The 16,521-nt window shown below is 74.7% G+C and carries 15 protein-coding genes; 9 read left to right on the top strand and 6 right to left on the bottom strand.

Going from position 1 to position 16,521, the window contains the following annotated elements:
- The first annotated feature begins 137 nt into the window (after positions 1-137).
- The gene (locus tag AL2_RS28940; RefSeq protein ID WP_067639129.1) at positions 138-842 is read left to right on the top strand and encodes an HIT family protein; all 705 of its coding nucleotides are present in this window, start codon (positions 138-140) and stop codon (positions 840-842) included.
- On the opposite strand, the gene AL2_RS28935 is transcribed toward AL2_RS28940, so the two are convergent.
- Positions 818-1,735, bottom strand: coding sequence for a PfkB family carbohydrate kinase (locus AL2_RS28935; RefSeq protein ID WP_067639127.1), 918 nt, complete (start codon positions 1,733-1,735; stop codon positions 818-820). The two genes, AL2_RS28940 and AL2_RS28935, sit on opposite strands and share 25 nt — an antisense overlap.
- 30 nt (positions 1,736-1,765) lie before the next feature.
- On the bottom strand, positions 1,766-2,257 hold the full coding sequence (locus tag AL2_RS28930) for an NUDIX domain-containing protein (RefSeq protein ID WP_067639125.1): 492 nt from the start codon (positions 2,255-2,257) through the stop codon (positions 1,766-1,768).
- 745 nt (positions 2,258-3,002) lie between these two features.
- On the opposite strand from AL2_RS28930, the gene infC reads away from it, so the two are divergent.
- The 8 genes from infC (at position 3,003) to pheT (ending at position 11,054) form a co-directional block, all read left to right on the top strand.
- Positions 3,003-3,551, top strand: coding sequence for a translation initiation factor IF-3 (gene infC, locus AL2_RS28925; protein ID WP_083947007.1), 549 nt, complete (start codon positions 3,003-3,005; stop codon positions 3,549-3,551).
- 181 nt (positions 3,552-3,732) lie between these two features.
- Positions 3,733-3,927, top strand: a complete 195-nt coding sequence (rpmI, locus tag AL2_RS28920) for a 50S ribosomal protein L35 (protein WP_067468638.1) — start codon at positions 3,733-3,735, stop codon at positions 3,925-3,927.
- A 70-nt stretch (positions 3,928-3,997) separates the two neighbouring features.
- Positions 3,998-4,375: a 50S ribosomal protein L20 gene (gene rplT / locus AL2_RS28915; protein ID WP_067639121.1), complete on the top strand. Its 378-nt coding sequence runs from the start codon at positions 3,998-4,000 to the stop codon at positions 4,373-4,375.
- Positions 4,376-4,409: 34 nt separating this feature from the next.
- Entirely contained in the window at positions 4,410-5,240 is an 831-nt protein-coding gene (locus tag AL2_RS28910) for a TrmH family RNA methyltransferase (protein WP_067639119.1), read from the top strand.
- A gap of 309 nt (positions 5,241-5,549) precedes the next feature.
- Positions 5,550-6,050: an STAS domain-containing protein gene (locus AL2_RS28905; protein ID WP_083947006.1), complete on the top strand. Its 501-nt coding sequence runs from the start codon at positions 5,550-5,552 to the stop codon at positions 6,048-6,050.
- A 191-nt stretch (positions 6,051-6,241) separates the two neighbouring features.
- Complete coding sequence (locus AL2_RS28900; protein WP_067639117.1) at positions 6,242-7,330, top strand: sensor histidine kinase; 1,089 nt, start codon at positions 6,242-6,244, stop codon at positions 7,328-7,330.
- Positions 7,331-7,467: 137 nt separating this feature from the next.
- Entirely contained in the window at positions 7,468-8,577 is a 1,110-nt protein-coding gene (gene pheS / locus AL2_RS28895; RefSeq protein WP_067639115.1) for a phenylalanine--tRNA ligase subunit alpha, read from the top strand.
- Positions 8,577-11,054: a phenylalanine--tRNA ligase subunit beta gene (pheT, locus tag AL2_RS28890; RefSeq protein WP_067639113.1), complete on the top strand. Its 2,478-nt coding sequence runs from the start codon at positions 8,577-8,579 to the stop codon at positions 11,052-11,054. The genes pheS and pheT overlap by 1 nt, the downstream gene beginning before the upstream one ends.
- Positions 11,055-11,107: 53 nt before the next feature.
- On the opposite strand, the gene AL2_RS28885 is transcribed toward pheT, so the two are convergent.
- From AL2_RS28885 to AL2_RS39880, 4 genes are all read right to left on the bottom strand, one after another.
- The gene (locus tag AL2_RS28885; RefSeq protein WP_067639111.1) at positions 11,108-11,902 is read right to left on the bottom strand and encodes an ABC transporter permease; all 795 of its coding nucleotides are present in this window, start codon (positions 11,900-11,902) and stop codon (positions 11,108-11,110) included.
- Positions 11,899-12,672 carry an ABC transporter permease gene (locus AL2_RS28880; protein ID WP_083947004.1) on the bottom strand — a complete coding sequence of 258 codons (774 nt, stop codon included), beginning with the start codon at positions 12,670-12,672 and terminating at the stop codon, positions 11,899-11,901. The genes AL2_RS28885 and AL2_RS28880 overlap by 4 nt, the downstream gene beginning before the upstream one ends.
- The gene (locus AL2_RS28875; protein ID WP_067639107.1) at positions 12,669-13,616 is read right to left on the bottom strand and encodes an ABC transporter ATP-binding protein; all 948 of its coding nucleotides are present in this window, start codon (positions 13,614-13,616) and stop codon (positions 12,669-12,671) included. Before AL2_RS28875 ends, AL2_RS28880 begins: the two co-directional genes overlap by 4 nt.
- 68 nt (positions 13,617-13,684) lie before the next feature.
- A complete protein-coding gene (locus tag AL2_RS39880) occupies positions 13,685-16,417 on the bottom strand; it encodes an ATP-binding protein (RefSeq protein WP_168444591.1) in 2,733 nt (910 codons plus the stop codon).
- Positions 16,418-16,521: the final 104 nt, after the last annotated feature.

The raw sequence follows: 16,521 nt of genomic DNA, 5'->3' as shown, positions 1-16,521 counted from the left end.
GCCTTCTCTCCCTTGTGTTCCCGCCGGGCCACGCTTTGTACCCCGCGGGTTCCATGTGTGTATCCGCGGCCGTAGGGCCCGCCGGGGCCGGGCAGGCTGGAAGGAGAGCGGTCCCGTTCCGTGGTGCTGGAGGAGGATTGGCCGAGCCGACGGCGTGGAACGGGCCCGATCACGACTGCGTCCTGTGCCCGCCCCTGCGCTTCCGGTTCAACGGCATGGCCGGCCTTCCCGGCGAGTCCGGCGTGATCGCCCGCGACCGCGACTTCCTCCTGATGCCGGACGTGGCGCCGCTCGCCGAGGGCCACGTCCTGCTGGTGACCCGCGACCACTACCAGTGCGCGGGAGAGTTCGGGCGGAGCATGTGGGGCCGGGCGCTGTGGTGGCGAGACCGCGTCGCCCGCCTCTACCGCGCCGCCTACGGGAGCGGTGAGCTGCTGCTGTTCGAGCACGGCCCGGCGACTCCGCAGGGCGGCGGCGCGTGCATCGACCACGCGCACTGGCACCTGCTGCCCGGCACACCGGGCGTCCGCGCGGTGGTGGAGGAGCGGGGCAGTCCCGGCTCGCCCGCCGGCCGTGCCGCTCTGCGCGCCTACTTCCGCGCAGGCCGCTCCTACCTCCTGATCGAGGAGAACGAGGTCATGACCGTCCACCCGGGGGACGGCGTCAGGAGCCAGTTCCTGCGCTGGGCCGTGACGGCCGCCGGACCGGACGGGGTGTGGCGCTGGCAGGAGACGTTCGGGCTGCCCGGCAGCCGGCTGCGGTTCCTGCGCACGCTCACCGCGCTGCGCGCCGCACAGGACGCCCTCCCGCCCGGGGATCAGCCGTCCGACAGCCACCAGTAGAGCTCGCACGAGGCCAGCCGGTCCCCGAACCCGGCGCGCCGGACATCGCCGCCGTAGCCGGTGGGGTACTCCATCAGCGGCCGTCCGCGCTGGTAGGCGAGCACCCGCTCCAGCGACGTCGGGCCGAACCGCAGCAGCCACAGCGGACGTCCCGGCACCGCACGGTCCAGCACCGGCAGCATGGCCCGCACCTCGTCCCCGCCGGCCGGTGCAGGGCGCCCGAGGAGGCGCGCCACCGTGGGCGCCTCGGAGAACACGAGGCCCGCGCGGGCCAGCAGGGGCAGCACGTCGGACGCCGGGAGCCGCGCGTCGATGTCGTGCGGGACGAGGTCGAACGCGACCCGCGTCCCCGCCGCGCCCGCGATGCGCGCCGCCTCCTCCAGCGCCGCCCGCGAGACCGGGGACAGCACCGAGTACCCGTCGGCGACCAGGACGTCCGCGGCCGCGATCGCGGCCGACTCCGCGGCGACCTCCGCCGCCGTGAGCCGGCGTCCCGGCGGCTCGTCGTGGACGACCAGCAGCCGGACGCCGGGACCGCCGCCGCACGGGCGGTCGCGCAGCATCACCGACACGCCGTTCGGCACGCCCGCCTCGACGTGCAGGTGGTCGTCCGCGCCGATCCGGCGCAGTTCCCGGCGGATCACCGGCGTGTAGTCGTCGTCCCCGATCTTCGCCAGCACCCCCACGCGCCGGAAGCGGCGGGCCGCGCACCGGGCCAGGTTCACCGCCGTCCCCGCGACCACGGCCCGCGCGGGGGCGTAGGAGAGCCGGTCGGCGCCGAGCTCGGCGAACCGGACATCGGGCAGCGACGCGCGGACCTCGATCCCGGCGTCGCCGACGACGAACATCGTGAACCGGCGCTCGGTCGCGCCGTCGAGCCCCGGCCACTCCACGGGGGATCGGGACGGGGCCATCGGCGGCGGTCAGCTCGGCGGGAGCAGGAAGGCCCGCATCACCGGGCGCAGGCTCGGGATGAGGTCGTATCCGCCGATCTCGTCCAGCGGCACCCAGGCGCACCCGTCCAGATGGTCGCCGGTGTCCTGGTTGCCGAGGGTCGTGTCGAGCGTCACCGGCCGGCAGCGGCGCGCCGCCGCGACGACGCGCACCTGGCCGCCGCGGGGCCCGCGATCGGGCATGTACCACTGCCAGAGATGGAACGGCGGCCCCGGATCGATCTTGAGGCCGACCTCCTCCCAGACCTCCCGGCGGATGTGGTCGTCGAGGTCGAGGTCGGCGTCGACCTCCAGCCGCCCGCCGGGCACCTCCCAGCGGCCCGGGTGGAACGGGTCGGACGCGGACTTGCGGACCAGCAGCAGCCGTCCGGCGGACTCGATGAACGCCTTCTGCGCGAACTGCAGCGCGATCGGCGACAAGGCGGTGAGGGGGCCGGCTCCGCCGGCCTCGACCGAGGGCATCGCGGGAACAACCTCCCTGGTGCCGGCCCCACCGGGCCGTCTCCGCTCCACCGTAACAACCGCCCGCCCCGCGCGCCGAGACGCCCGCCCGGCCACAACACCCTCACCTTTCCGCCCCCGACCGCGCCCCGCCCCCGACCGCGCCCCGCCGGCGCCGCGTCCCCGCCGCCCGGCGGCGCTCCGCAAGGCGCGGGGACGGGGAATGACCGAGCGCCCGGACCCGTTGTGGAGGGTGGCGTACCTCACCAAGGCACCGGCTCACGCCCACGTCACCGGACGGTTGTCGCTATGGCGCGCCGACGCTCGCCAGGTGGTAGTCTGGGTGGCCGACCGGCCCTGTGCGCGCGATCCTGGTGATGGCGTGCTCCGGGCGCTCAAGCGGAGGCCACCTCCCACCTGACCGGCCGAGGCCGCGGACCGTGCTGACCGCCCACCAGGGCGGCTACGCCGAAGCCCGCAGTTTCATCCGGGTCACCCAGACCCGAGGCCGCGGACCGTGCACGCCGCCCATCAGGGCGGCTCGCCGGAGCCCGCGGTGTCGATCTGGGGACGCCCGGACCCAGGCCGGTGGGTTCTCGGTCCGGCGAACGGGCGTTGCGCGCCCGTCCCGCCGTCGTCCCCGGGCGGTTCGTCCGTCCAGGGAGACCGAAGGTGGCCCCGTGCGTGAGTCGTGCGGGGCTTTTCTCGTGGAAGCCTCGGGGTACGACCGGTCCAACGAACTTGAGAACGGCCCCAAGGAGGTCCCATCAGCGCCGAACCGCGTATCAACGACCGCATTCGCGTGCCAGAGGTCCGGCTCGTCGGTCCGAACGGCGAACAGGTGGGCATCGTGCCCATCGCCAAGGCCCTCGAACTCGCGCGTGAGTCGGACCTCGACCTCGTCGAGGTGGCGCCCACCGCGCGTCCGCCCGTCGCGAAGCTCATGGACTACGGCAAGTTCAAGTACGAGTCCGCGATGAAGGCGCGTGAAGCGCGGAAGAACCAGGCGCACACGGTCATCAAGGAGATCAAGCTCCGCCCGAAGATCGACCCGCACGACTACGAGACCAAGAAGGGTCACGTGGTGCGGTTCCTGAAGGCCGGGGACAAGGTGAAGGTCACGATCATGTTCCGTGGTCGTGAGCAGTCCCGCCCCGAGCTCGGGTACAGGCTGCTGCAGCGGCTCGCCGACGACGTCGAGGACCTCGGCTTCGTCGAGTCGCGGCCCAAGCAGGACGGCCGGAACATGATCATGGTGCTCGGTCCGCACAAGAAGAAGACGGCCCGCGGGCAGGAGGCCGAGACCACCGCCTGACGGCCGCTCCGGGACGGCCTCGCGGCGGTCCCGACACCGCGACCTCGCGGCTGAGCGAGGTCGCGGCGCACGTACATTGATGCCTGGCCGGGCGCGTCCACGGAACTCCGTGCGGTGCGCCGATCAGGCGCGCCCCCGTGCGGCACGCACGGGGGCCGGGAAGAGGGAGACGACGGCGACCATGCCGAAGACGAAGACCCACAGTGGTGCCAAGAAGCGCTTCAAGCTGACCGGCTCCGGCAAGGTGATGCGCCGCCGCGCCAACAAGAACCACCTGCTCGAGCACAAGCCGACCAAGCGGACGCGCCGGCTGTCCGGCCCGGCCGTGGTGGCCGACGCCGACGCCAAGAACATCAAGAAGCTGCTGCGCAAGTAGCACTCGACCAAGAACATCAGCGACCGGCCGAGGCCCGCATGGCCCCGGCCCCCACGAAGGAGTGCAACACGTGGCACGCGTGAAGCGGGGCGTCAACGCCGCCAAGAAGCGTCGGGTCGTCCTGGAGCGGTCGAGCGGCTACCGCGGTCAGCGTTCGCGCCTGTACCGCAAGGCCAAGGAGCAGCAGCTCCACTCGATGACCTACGCCTTCCGGGACCGCAAGGACCGCAAGGGCCAGTTCCGCCGGCTGTGGATCCAGCGGATCAACGCCGCGGCCCGCGCCAACGGCATCACCTACAACCGGTTCATCCAGGGCCTGAAGGCCGCGGAGGTCGAAGTCGACCGCCGCATGCTCGCCGAGCTGGCCGTCAACGACGCCGCGGCGTTCGCCGCGCTCGTCCAGGTCGCCAAGGACGCGCTCCCGGCCGAGGGTACGGAGGCGGCCTGAGCCGGGCGACCGGCAGACGGGCGATCACAGCGACATGGCGGGCCGCGAGCTGACCTCTCTCCGATCACCGCGGGTGAAGGCCGCTCGGCGGCTCGCCAAACGCGCGTTCCGGCGCCGCGAGAACCGGTTCCTCGCCGAGGGGCCGCAGGCGGTGCGGGAGGCGCTGCGGATCCCGGGCGGGCTCGCCGAGCTGTTCACCACCGCCGAGGCGGAGGCCCGCCACCCCGAGTTGGTGCTCGCCGCCGAGCAGGCCGGCGCGCCGGTGCTGCGGGTCAGCGGCGAGGTCATGGCCGAGCTGGCCCAGACCGTCACCCCGCAGGGGCTGCTCGCGGTCTGCGGGTTCGTCGACGTCCCGCTCGCCAAGGCGCTGGAGGACGGCCCCCGGCTGGTGACCGTCCTCGCGCACGTCCGCGACCCCGGAAACGCGGGCACCGTGCTGCGCACCGCCGACGCCGCCGGCTCGGAGACGGTCGTGTTCACCGACGCGTCCGTCGACCCCTACAACGGCAAGTGCGTGCGGGCCTCGGCGGGCAGCCTGTTCCACCTGCCGGTCGTCACCGGCCCGCGGTTCGACACGCTGGTCCCCGAGCTGAAGGGCGCGGGCCTGACCGTGCTCGCCGCCGACGGCGGGGGGGACCGCACCCTGGACGAGGCGATCGACCAGGGGCTGCTCGCGCGCCCCACCGCCTGGGTGTTCGGGAACGAGGCGTGGGGGCTTCCGGGCGAGATACTCCGGCACGTGGACGAGGTCGTGCGCGTGCCGATCTACGGCAGCGCCGAGAGCCTGAACCTGGCGACGGCCGCGGCCGTATGCCTGTACGCCTCGGCGCGCGCGCAGCGCACCGGCCCGCCGCGCGGCGCGTGACCGCGCGGCGTGTGACACTGGTGATCTTCCCGGCGCTGAACGCCGGGAAGGCCGCGATGGTTCACTGCATTCCGTGATCGGCTGGCCGCATTCGGTCGCCCGGCGTGCCGATCGCCGACTGCCGAGCTGGGAGGATGGGCCGTGCACGGGCGGAGGGCAGGGGGCCTGCCGCCGCGTGCGGGTCATCCGCAGGTAGGAGCCGGATCAGGGACCGGCGGGGGATCAACCTCCGCCCGCCCGGCGCCTACCGTGTTGATCAATGCGTTGACCAGGGGCGGCATGACGCCGACAGAGTGGGGGCGAGACGTGATGACCGAGGAGACCAGGCCGGCCCGCCGGGCGGTCCGGCGCGTGCCGGAGGTGCGGTGCCGGGCGGGCGGGAGCACGATGCCCGCGGCCCCGGACGTCTCGGCGGCCGCCGCCGCGCGGGCCGCCGGCGGACTGCGGATCGAGGTCGCCGGAGTCCGGGGCGACACGGCCGTCGTCGAGGTGGCCGGGGAGATCGACCTGCGCACGGCCGGCGCGCTGCGCGACCGGCTCGTCGAGCTGCACGGCCGGCCGGCCGGGGCGGGGCCGCGCCGGCTGGTGGCCGACTTCACCGCCGTCCCGTTCTGCGACGCGGCCGGGCTCGGCGCGCTGGTCGCCGCGCACAACCAGATCGCGGCGGACGGCGGCGAGATCGTCCTCGCCGGGGTCCGGCCCGCCCAGCTGCGGCTGCTGCGCATCACCGGGCTGCACCGGCTGTTCGCCGTCCACGCCGCCGTGGACGACGTGTGGGCCGCGCCGGGCCCGCCGGCCGCGTCCCGGTGAGCCCGGCCGTCCGCGTCGGCGCGGACGGCCTCCGGAGGTGCGGCACCCGGCCCGGAAGGCTACAGATGCCTTGCCGCCGGGCGGTTTCCGGGTCCCGCAAGGCGGCCGACTCCGGCTAGAGTCTCTTTTCGACAGGCCGCGTTCTCATCGGTGTTCTGGAGGCCGCTGTGGGCGGAGAGGAGTCCCCTTCCGTGGCCGCGCGCGTACCCGAGCAGGGGTCCGGGCCGGCCGCCGAGTGGGACGCCGCCGACGACCTGCCCGACGGGCTGATGGTCGCCGGCCGGGACGCCCGCGTGGCGGTGTTCAACGCCGCCGCCGCGCGGATCACCGGGATCGCCGCCGAGTCCGCCGTCGGCCGCGACTTCCGCGACGTCCTCCCGCTGCACGACGCCGAGGGGCGCGACTGGTGGAAGTGCCTCGCCCCCTACGACGGCCTCCGCACCCGCACCCGGCACCCCGAGCGCGTGCTGTTCCTGCCCGGCGGCACCGAGGTGCTGGTGACGGCCGCCTACCGGCGGGACGCGCGGGGCCGGGTGGAACGGTTCACGGTGAGCCTGCGCGACGCCGTCCACCGCGCCCGCCAGGAGCGCGACCGCGCCGACCTCGTCTCCACCGTGGCGCACGAGCTGCGCTCCCCGCTCACCAGCGTGAAGGGGTTCACCGCGACCCTGCTCGCCAAGTGGCACCGCTTCAACGACGACCAGAAGCGGGTGATGCTGGAGACCGTCAACGCCGACGCCGACCGGGTCACCCGGCTGATCACCGAGCTGCTGGACGTGTCCCGCATCGAGGCGGGCCGGCTGGAGATGCGCCGCCAGGTCGTCGACATCCCCGGCGAGGTCCGCAAGATCATCGCGGGCCGGGTCGCGGCCGGCGAGCCGGCGGACCGGTTCCGCTTCGAGGCGCGCGGCGAGCTGCCGGAGATGTGGCTCGACCCCGACAAGATGGACCAGATCCTCGGCAATCTCGTGGAAAACGCGGTGCGGCACGGCGCGGGCACTGTCACCATCGTGGTGGAGCCGGACGCGCACAAGGAGGGAGCCGCCGTGTCGGTACGCGACGAGGGCGAGGGCATCCCGCCCGAGGCCGCCCAGCGCGTCTTCCGGCAGTTCTGGCGCGGCCCCGGCGGCAACCGCCGCGGCGGCACCGGCCTCGGGCTCTACATCGTCAAAGGCCTGGTCGAGGCGCACGGCGGCGTGATCACTGTGCGGCGGGCGCCCGGCGGCGGCGCCGAGTTCCGATTTACCGTGCCCGCAGGGGCCCCCGACTACGCCGGCTGACCGCGGCGCACGCCGCGCCGCCGCACGGCACCGGGCCCCTGGACGGGCCAGCGCGTCACGCGCACGCTTTCCGGATCTTCACCGTCCGCGCACTAGACTGCGGGCGTCCCACGCCGACCGGAGTCGATCACACCACCATGTCTGCACCCAACAAGTCCTATGACCCTGTCGAGGTGTCCGCATTGCAGCCCGACGAGCTGGAGCGGGCCCGTGACACGGCCCTCGCGGCGATCGCCGCCGCCGCCGACCTCGACGCCCTGAAGCAGGTCCGCCTCGCGCACGCCGGCGACCGCTCGCCCCTCGCCCTCGCCAACCGCGAGATCGGCGCGCTGCCGCCCGCGGCCCGCGCCGACGCCGGCAAGCGCATCGGCGCCGCCCGCGGCGCGGTGTCCAAGGCGCTGAAGAAGCGCCAGGCGGAGCTGGAGGAGGAGCGCGACCAGCGCGTCCTCGTCGAGGAGACCGTCGACGTCACCCTCCCGTGGGACCGCGCCCCGCGCGGCGCCCGCCACCCGCTGACCACGATGCAGGAGCGGATGGCCGACGTCTTCGTCTCCATGGGCTTCGAGGTCTCCGAGGGCCCCGAGGTCGAGGCGGAGTGGTTCAACTTCGACGCGCTGAACTTCCTGCCCGACCACCCGGCCCGCACCATGCAGGACACGTTCTTCGTCGAGTCGGAGGAGTCCGGCCTGGTGATGCGCACGCACACCTCGCCGATGCAGATCCGGTCGCTGCTGTCGCGGGAGCTGCCCGTCTACGTGGTGGCGCCGGGGCGCACGTTCCGCACCGACGAGCTGGACGCCACGCACAGCCCCGTCTTCCACCAGCTGGAGGGCCTCGCCGTCGACGAGGGCCTGACGATGGCCGACCTGCGCGGCGGCATCGACGCGTTCGTCACCGGCATGTTCGGCGAGGGGCTGAAGACGCGGTTCCGGCCGTCGTACTTCCCGTTCACCGAGCCGTCCGCCGAGGTGGACATGCAGTGCTTCGTGTGCCGGGGCGCGTCCGCCGAGCCGGGCGCCGACCCGTGCCGGACGTGCAGCTCGGAGGGCTGGATCGAGCTGGGCGGCTGCGGCATGGTCAACCCGCGGGTGCTGGTCGCCTGCGGCGTCGACGCGGACCGCTACAGCGGCTGGGCGTTCGGGCTGGGCGTCGAGCGGACGCTGATGTTCCGGCACGGCGTGGAGGACATGTACGACATGGTGGAGGGCGACGTCCGGTTCACCCTCCCGTTCGGGATGGAGATCTGATGCGCGCCCCGCTTTCCTGGCTGCGCGAGTACGCCGAGCTGCCCGCCGGCGTCACGGGCCGCGCGCTGGCCGCCGAGCTGATCGCGGCGGGCCTGGAGGTCGAGACCGTCGAGCAGGCCGGCGCGGACATCACCGGCCCGCTCGTCGTCGGCGAGGTCCTGGCGATCGAGGAGCTGACCGGCTTCAAGAAGCCGATCCGCTACTGCCAGGTGGACGTCGGCGACGCCAACGGCACCGGCGAGCCGCAGAACATCGTGTGCGGCGCCACCAACTTCGCGGCCGGCGACCGCGTCGTGGTGATCCTGCCGGGCGGCGTGCTGCCCGGCGGGTTCGAGATCGGCGCGCGCAAGACCTACGGGCACCTGTCCGAGGGCATGATCTGCTCGGTCAGCGAACTGGGCGTCGGCGAGGACCACAGCGGCATCCTCGTCCTGCCGCCGGACGCGCCGGTCGGCGCGGACGCCATCGAGCTGCTGGGGCTGCGCGACGACGTCCTCGACATCGCCGTGACCCCCGACCGCGGCTACGCCCTGTCGATCCGCGGCATCGCCCGCGAGGCGGCCACCGCCTACGGGGTCCCGTTCAAGGACCCGGCGGACGTGGAGCTGCCCGCCAAGAACGGAGAGGCGTACCCCGCCTCTATCGGGGACCCGGCCGTCTGCGACCGGTTCGTGCTGCGGGAGGTGCGCGGCTTCGACCCGGACGCGAAGACCCCGATGTGGATGCAGGTCCGCCTGCACCGCGCCGGGATGCGGCCGGTGTCGCTCGCCGTGGACGTCACCAACTACCTGATGCTGGAGCTCGGCCAGCCGCTGCACGCCTTCGACCGGGGCGGGCTCACCGGCCCGATCGTGGTGCGGCGCGCCGCCCCCGGCGAGAAGCTGGAGACGCTCGACCACGTCAAGCGCACCCTCGATCCGGACGACATCCTCATCACCGACGAGTCGGGGCCCATCTCGATGGCCGGCACGATGGGCGGCCTCGCCACCGAGATCGGCGAGCGGTCGTCCGACATGGTCATCGAGGCCGCGCACTTCGACGCGATGGGCACCGCCCGGATGAGCCGCCGCCACCGGCTGCACAGCGAGGCGTCGCACCGGTTCGAGCGCGGCGTCGACCGCGAGCTGCCGCTGTACGCGTCGTACCGGGCCGTCCAACTGCTCGCCGAGCTGGGCGGCGCGGAGATCGTGCCGGGCGTGACGCACGCCGAGGCGCCGGTCGAGCCCGTCACCGTCACGATGCCCGCCGAGCACCCCGACAAGGTCGCGGGCGTCGCCTACGGGCGGGACGCGGTCGTCCGGCGGCTGGAGCAGGTCGGCTGCACGGTCGCCGGGGACGACGTCCTGACGGTGACGCCGCCGTCCTGGCGTCCGGACCTGACCGACCCGAACGACCTCGCCGAGGAGGTCATCCGGCTCGAAGGCTACGAGGACATCCCGGCCAGGGCGCCCCGCCCGTCCGCCGGCCAGGGGCTGACCCCGCACCAGCGGCTGCGCCGCCGGGTCGGCCGCGCGCTCGCGGGCGCCGGCTACGTCGAGGCCCTGGCGTTCCCGTTCATCGCCGAGAAGGACCTCGACGGCCTGCAGCTCCCGGCGGACGACGCACGCCGCCGGACGCTGCGCCTCGCGAACCCGATGTCGGAGCAGGAGCCGCTGCTGCGCACCACGCTGCTGCCGGGCCTGCTCAAGGTCCTGGCGCTGAACGCGGGACGGGGCTTCGGCGACACCGGCCTGTTCGAGCTGGGTGTGGTGTTCCGGCCGCGCCCGGACGCGCCGGAGCGCGCGCCCCGCCTCCCCGTGGACCGCGGCCCGACGGCCGAAGAGATCACAGGTCTCGAGGCGGCGCTGCCGGACCAGCCGCACCGGGTGGCGGTCGTGCTGTCCGGCGACCGGGAGCCGTCGGGCTGGTGGGGCGAGGGCCGTCCGGCGCTGTGGGCGGACGCGATCGAGGCCGCCCGCACCGTGGCCCGCGAGGCGGGCGTGGAGCTGACGGTCAGGGCCGACCAGCATGCCCCCTGGCACCCCGGCCGCTGCGCCGCGCTCTACCTGGACGACACCCTGGTCGGCCACGCGGGCGAGCTGCACCCGCGCGTCACCAAGGCGTACGGGCTGCCGGCGCGGTCATGCGCGATGGAGCTGGAGCTGCGCCGCCTCGGCGAGCCGGTCTCCGTCCGCGCGACGCACGTGTCGCCCTACCCGGTCGCGAGCCAGGACGTCGCGCTCATCGTCGGCACCGACGTGCCCGCCGCCGAGGTGGAGTCGGCGCTGCGCGACGGAGCCGGCGAGCTGCTGGAGGCGATCCGGCTGTTCGACGTCTACACCGGCGAGCAGGTGGGGGAGGGCCGCAAGTCCCTCGCGTACTCGCTGCGGTTCCGCGCCCCGGACCGCACGCTGACCGCCGAGGAGGCGTCGCAGGCCCGTGATGCCGCGGTGGCGGTCGCGGCCGGCCGTACCGGGGCCGTCCTGCGCGGCGCCTGAGACCGGTCGACCGCGCCCTGGGCCCGCCGCGGGTTCCGGGGCGCGGTCGCGTCTCAGCCGGCGTAGTCGAGGCTTCCGTCGCGCCGTCCGACGGATACGAGCCGGTCCATCGACAGCGCCGCCACCGCATACCAGCCCGCCCCGACCAGCGCCTCGATCCCGAGCAGCCGCATGATGCGGCCGATCGGCGCGCCGCCGAGGATGCCGCGCACCGCCTCCAGCCCGTGCACGGCCGGCAGCGCCTGCGCCGCGAACTCCAGCGGCGCGGGCCACACCTCGACCGGGACGTTCACCCCGCCGAACGTCATCACGATCCCGTACGCGACGTTCAGCACCAGCCATTCGACGCCGCGCAGCCGCAGCGCGATGCCGGCCAGCGCGCACCCGTAGCCGTAGCTGCTCGCGAGGATGAGCACGACGACCGGGACGGCGTATGCGGCGCGCGGCCACGGCAGCGGGACGCCAAGCAGCGGCGGCAGGACGAGCCACGCGACCAGTGAGCTGGTCATCCCGGTCGCCGTCCACTGCAGGCCGCGGCCCAGATACACCGGCAGGTGCCCGGACGGCGCGACGGCCAGCAGCGGCAGCGTCCCCATGCGCCGCTCACCGGCCAGCGAGATCACCACGATGGTCGACTCCATGCAGGCCAGCACCACGATGTTGCCGACCAGCACGTACCGCATCGTCTCGTCGTCGCCGACGTAGCGGCCCAGCAGCGCGTAGAACGTGGCCTGGCAGAGCAGCCGCATCAGCCACCCGAACGTCCAGGTCCGCCACGTGTAGACGGCGCCCATCTCGGCGAAGCCCAGGATCAGCGATTCCCGGACGATCCGGAGCACGTGCCTCACGCGAACTCCACCATCCCTTCCCGGCGGGACCGGTTCACGTAGCGCCGCGTCAGCCACAGGCCCGCGGCCATCGCCGCCGCGCCCAGCGCGAGGATCGCTGCGACCGGCCAGAACCGGCCGCTCGCATCGCCGCGCACGGCGTCCCGCAGCAGTTCGGCGCTCCACGACAGGAACACGACCCGGCTGAACGGGTGCAGCCATCCGGGCAGCGCCGCGACCGGGACGAGGATCCCGCCGAGGATGTAGAAGGGGTAGCCGAGGGAGTTCTGCAGGACGTCCCGCGCCCGCGACACCACGAGCACCGCCGACAGCAGCGTCGCCGTCCCGATCGTCGCGAGGCAGGTGACCGCGACCGCGAGCACGAACAGGCCCGGATCGGCGATTGTCACCACCCGGCCGAACCCGAGCGCCGCCACCAGCCACGACTCCGCGAACGCCGCCGCGCCCACCAGCACCACCGTCGCGACCCGCCCGGCCACCACCGGGCCGAGCGGGACGGGCGCCGCGACCATCGGGGAGAACCGGCCGGCCCAGCGGTCCTCGGGGACGATGCGCCCGGCGTAGTCGAGCGCGGCGACCCACAGCCCGATCAACCCCGGCGCGAGGACGGCGTTCGCCACGGCGTCCGGCCGGTGCGACGTCACGGTCAGCGCCAGCATCGTCGTGGTCTGCATGGGAGCGATCAGCAGGACGAGCGCGTGCTCCGGCGCGTGCCGCGACAGCGCGAGCTGGAGCAGCACCGCCTGCCACATCGCACGGAGCATGCTCATACGCGCATCCCCCGGTCGCCGACCGTGCGCAGGTACACCTCTTCGAGCGTCGGCTCGCCGCGCCGGGCGGTGAGGACATCGCGGTCCAGCAGCCAGGCGAGGACGCGGCGGGTGCCGTCCCGGCCGGCCGTGTGGACGCGCCAGGCGGTCCCATCCCGCTGCTCGGCGTCGATCACGTCCGGCAGGAGGGCCAGGGCCTCGATGAGGGACGGGTCGGGGTGGGTGAAGTCGACGCACTCGCGTTCGCCGAGGAACCGCCCGGCCCGCGCGGTGTCGGCGCTGAGCAGCATCTGGCCGCGGTCGATGAGCGTCACCCTGTCGCACAGCGCCGTGGCCTCGTCCATGTCGTGCGTGGCCAGCAGGAACGTGCGGCCTTCCGCGCGCAGGTCGAGGACGAGCCGCCGGAACGCCCCGGCCGCGACGGGGTCGAGCCCGGACGTCGGCTCGTCCAGGAACAGCACGCGCGGCTCGTGCAGCAGCCCCCGCGCCAGGTGCAGCCGCTGCCGCATCCCGCGCGAGAACCGCTCGACACGGTCGTCCGCGCGCTCGGCGAGCCCGACCCGTTCCAGCAGCGCGTCGGCGCGCTCGCGGGTCGTGCGGGCGCCGAGCTTGTAGAGCGCGCCCCAGAACAGCAGGTTGCGGCGGGCGGACAGCCGGTCGTAGAGGCCCCGGTCGCCGCCGAGGACGAGCCCGACCTGCGACCGGACGGTGCGCGTGTCGGTCACGACGTCGCGGCCGAGGACCCGCGCCGACCCGCCCGACGGCAGCAGCACGGTGGAGAGGATCTTGACGAGGGTGGTCTTGCCCGCCCCGTTCGGCCCGAGCAGCCCGTGGATCTCGTTCTGCTCGATGGCCAGGGTCAGGTCGTCCAGGGCGACGACGGGGTCCTTGCGCCCGCGCTTGTAGACGCGTCGCAGCCCGGAGGTGTGCACGGCGGCTTCCATGCCTCGACCGTCGCCGTAAGGAGGGGGCCCGAGCCATAAGGCGGCGGCTTATCTCGGCGGCTTGTCTCCTAGGCGAGCCCGCGGTCGCGGGCGGCGGCGACGGCCTCGCCGCGCGAGGAGACGCCGAGCTTGGCGAGGATGTTGGAGACGTGGACGCTGGCGGTCTTGGGGGAGATGACCAGCTCCTCGGCGATCTCCCGGTTGGAGCGGCCGCGCGCCAGCAGCCGCATCACCTCGGACTCGCGCGCGGTCAGCGGCCCGCCGGACGGCCCGGCCAGGCCCGCCCGGCGGGCGCGTTCGGAGACGCGGCGGGCCAGCGGCGCGGCGCCGAGGCGGTCGGCGATCGCCGCGGCGCGGTCCAGCCGGGCGGCCGCCGCCGTCCGGTCCCCGGCCGCGAGGTCGGCGCAGGCGGCGTCGAAGAGCGCCCGGGCCAGCGGGTAGGGCTGATCCATCGTCTCCCACGCCTCGATCACGGTGCCCCAGGCCGCCGGACCTCCGGTCAGTGCGCTGACGGCCGCCCGGTGCGCCGCTGCGACCGGCGTCAGGACGGGCAGCCCCCGGGCCAGTTCCGTGATCTCGGGGAGGCGCGGGCCGCCGGCGTGGGCGGCGGTCTCCAGCAGCGGCCAGAGATGGCAGGGCTGGACGGTGAGCCGCGGATGGCGCAGGACGGCGTCCACCGTCGCGCGGGCGGCCGGGCGGTCCTCCTCCGCCAGCCGCCACTCGATGATCATCTGGGCGAGCGGCAGCGCGGTCTGCGGGAACCCCGTGCCGAGCGGGACGGACAGCGCCTCCGGATCGGGCCGCGGGCCGGTGCCCCGCGCCGCCAGCAGGGCGATCCGCCAGATCATCATCTGCAGCCGGAAGGCCGCCCCGTGATGGCGGTCGAGCCGCCGCTGGAGCGTCCCGGCGGCCTCGTCCCAGCGGCCGAGCCGGTACAGCGCCTCCACCTCGTTGACCGCGAGCGCCGTTCCCGCGCTGTAGACGACCCCCGCGTCCTCCGCGGCGGCGAGGCCGTCGGCCGCGAGCCCCAGCGCCTCCTCGGCACGGCCCCGGTTCAGACGGCAGTGGACGAGCGTGTTCAGCGCCCGGGCGTGCACCCACGGTTCGAGGTCACGGCGCAGCACCCGTTCGAGCGGGACCAGGTCGCCCTGGCCGTCCCGCGCCGTGGCGGCGGCCAGGATCGCCTCCAGCGGGGCGAGGTCGATGCCGGCTCCGAGGCGGCGCGCCAATTCCAGCGCCTCCCGGCCGAGCCGTGCGCCTTCGTCATGCTCCCCGTAGACGAGCAGGCGGGAACTCAGCTGCGACAGCACCCGGACGCGATCCGGTGTGGGGGCGGCCGTGAGCCGCTCGGCCGCCCGCAGGTCGCCCAGCTCGTCCTCCCGGCCCTGGACGCCCCGCAGGCCCGCCCTGAGCGCCAGCAACCGCGCGGTCCGGACCGGGGCGTCCCCAGCGTCCGCCATGGCCTGCCGGACGAGCGGCAGCCCGCGATCGGCGTCACCGGCCATTCCGGCGACCTCCGCCGCGATCTCCAGGACCCGGTGGCGGGGGAGCCCGGTCAGGGAGGCGGCCCCGGGCACCCGGTCCCACCGGTCCAGAACGCGTTCCAGCAGCGTGAGCTGTTCGGCGTACGCGGCGGCGGCGCGCCGCTCGCCGGCGGCATGCCACGCGGCCGCCAGGGCCCGCGCATGATCCCCGCAACCCTGCCAGTGGACGGCGAGGGCGCTCGCCGGGGCGTCACTGAGTTCCGGGGAGCGTTCGATGGTCTCGGCGTACCGGCGGTGGAGGCCGGCGCGTTCACCGGGGAGCAGGTCCTCGTGGACGGCCTCGCGGATGAGCGCGTGCCGGAACGCGTACCCGTCGCCGTCCGCGACGGCGAGGCCGTGGTCGACGGCGGGGCGGAGGGCCGCGCTGAGCCCCTCATCGGGCAGGCCGGTCACCGCGGCGAGGAGGCCGTGCCCGACCCGTTCGCCGGCGGCGCTCGCCGCCCGCAGTGCGGCGCGGGACTCCTCCGGCAGCCGGCGGACGCGGCCGAGCAGCAGGTCGCGCAGCGAGCCGGGGACCGTCTCGTCCGGGCTGCCGATGAGCGCCTCCACGAACAGCGGGTTGCCGCCGGCGCGGGCATGGGCGTCGCGCACCAGGGCGGGGCCGGCGGCGCCGAGGATGCCGCGCACCTGGTCCGCCACCTCGGACGGGCTGAGGGGCGGCAGATCGATGCGCGTCACGTGGGGGAGGCGGGCCAGGCCGGCGAACAGGGGCCGGGTACCGGGTTCCTCGGGACGGAAGGTGACGACCGGCAGCACCCGGCCGTGCGGCGGGTTCCGGAACAGGAAGGACAGCAGGTCCCGCGTGGAGCCGTCGGCCCAGTGGGCGTCCTCGATCACCAGGACGGCCGGCTCCCGCTCGCCGAGCCGTTCCACGAGCGTCAGGACGTGCTCGAACAGCCGCATCTGCCCGGTGCCGTCGTCGGGCGGCGGCGCGGCGGCGGTCAGGCCGGGCATCAGCCGGGCCAGCTCCGGCAGGGACGTCCCGGGCATCAGCGAGACGACGGTGTCCCGGCCGAGGCGCCGCAGGATCGCGCTGAACGGCGCGTAGGGCAGGCTGGCCGCGCCCAGATCGAGGCACCCGCCGGTCAGCGTGCGCAGCTCCCGCGTGAACTCGGTGACCAGGCGGGTCTTGCCGCCGCCCGCCTCCCCGCCGACGAGGACGGCGGCGGGCTCGCCCGCGCACGCCCGCGCGTGGGCGCTGCGCAACGCGCCAAGTTCGGCGGCGCGCCCGGCGAAAACGGGGCTGACGGTTCCCATCCGCACCAGCATGCCGGGCCGCCCGGCGAGGATCCACCGAGAATCTCCGACGTGATTTGCCCCGCGATAGGGGGCCGGGTAGCCTCGACGCCGTCACATCGCCG

Origin of the sequence: Actinomadura latina NBRC 106108, assembly GCF_001552195.1 — a bacterium.
Classification (GTDB): domain Bacteria; phylum Actinomycetota; class Actinomycetes; order Streptosporangiales; family Streptosporangiaceae; genus Spirillospora; species Spirillospora latina.
The sequence above is the reverse complement of the archived record's forward strand: the minus strand, read 5'-3'. Positions and strand labels throughout refer to the sequence as shown.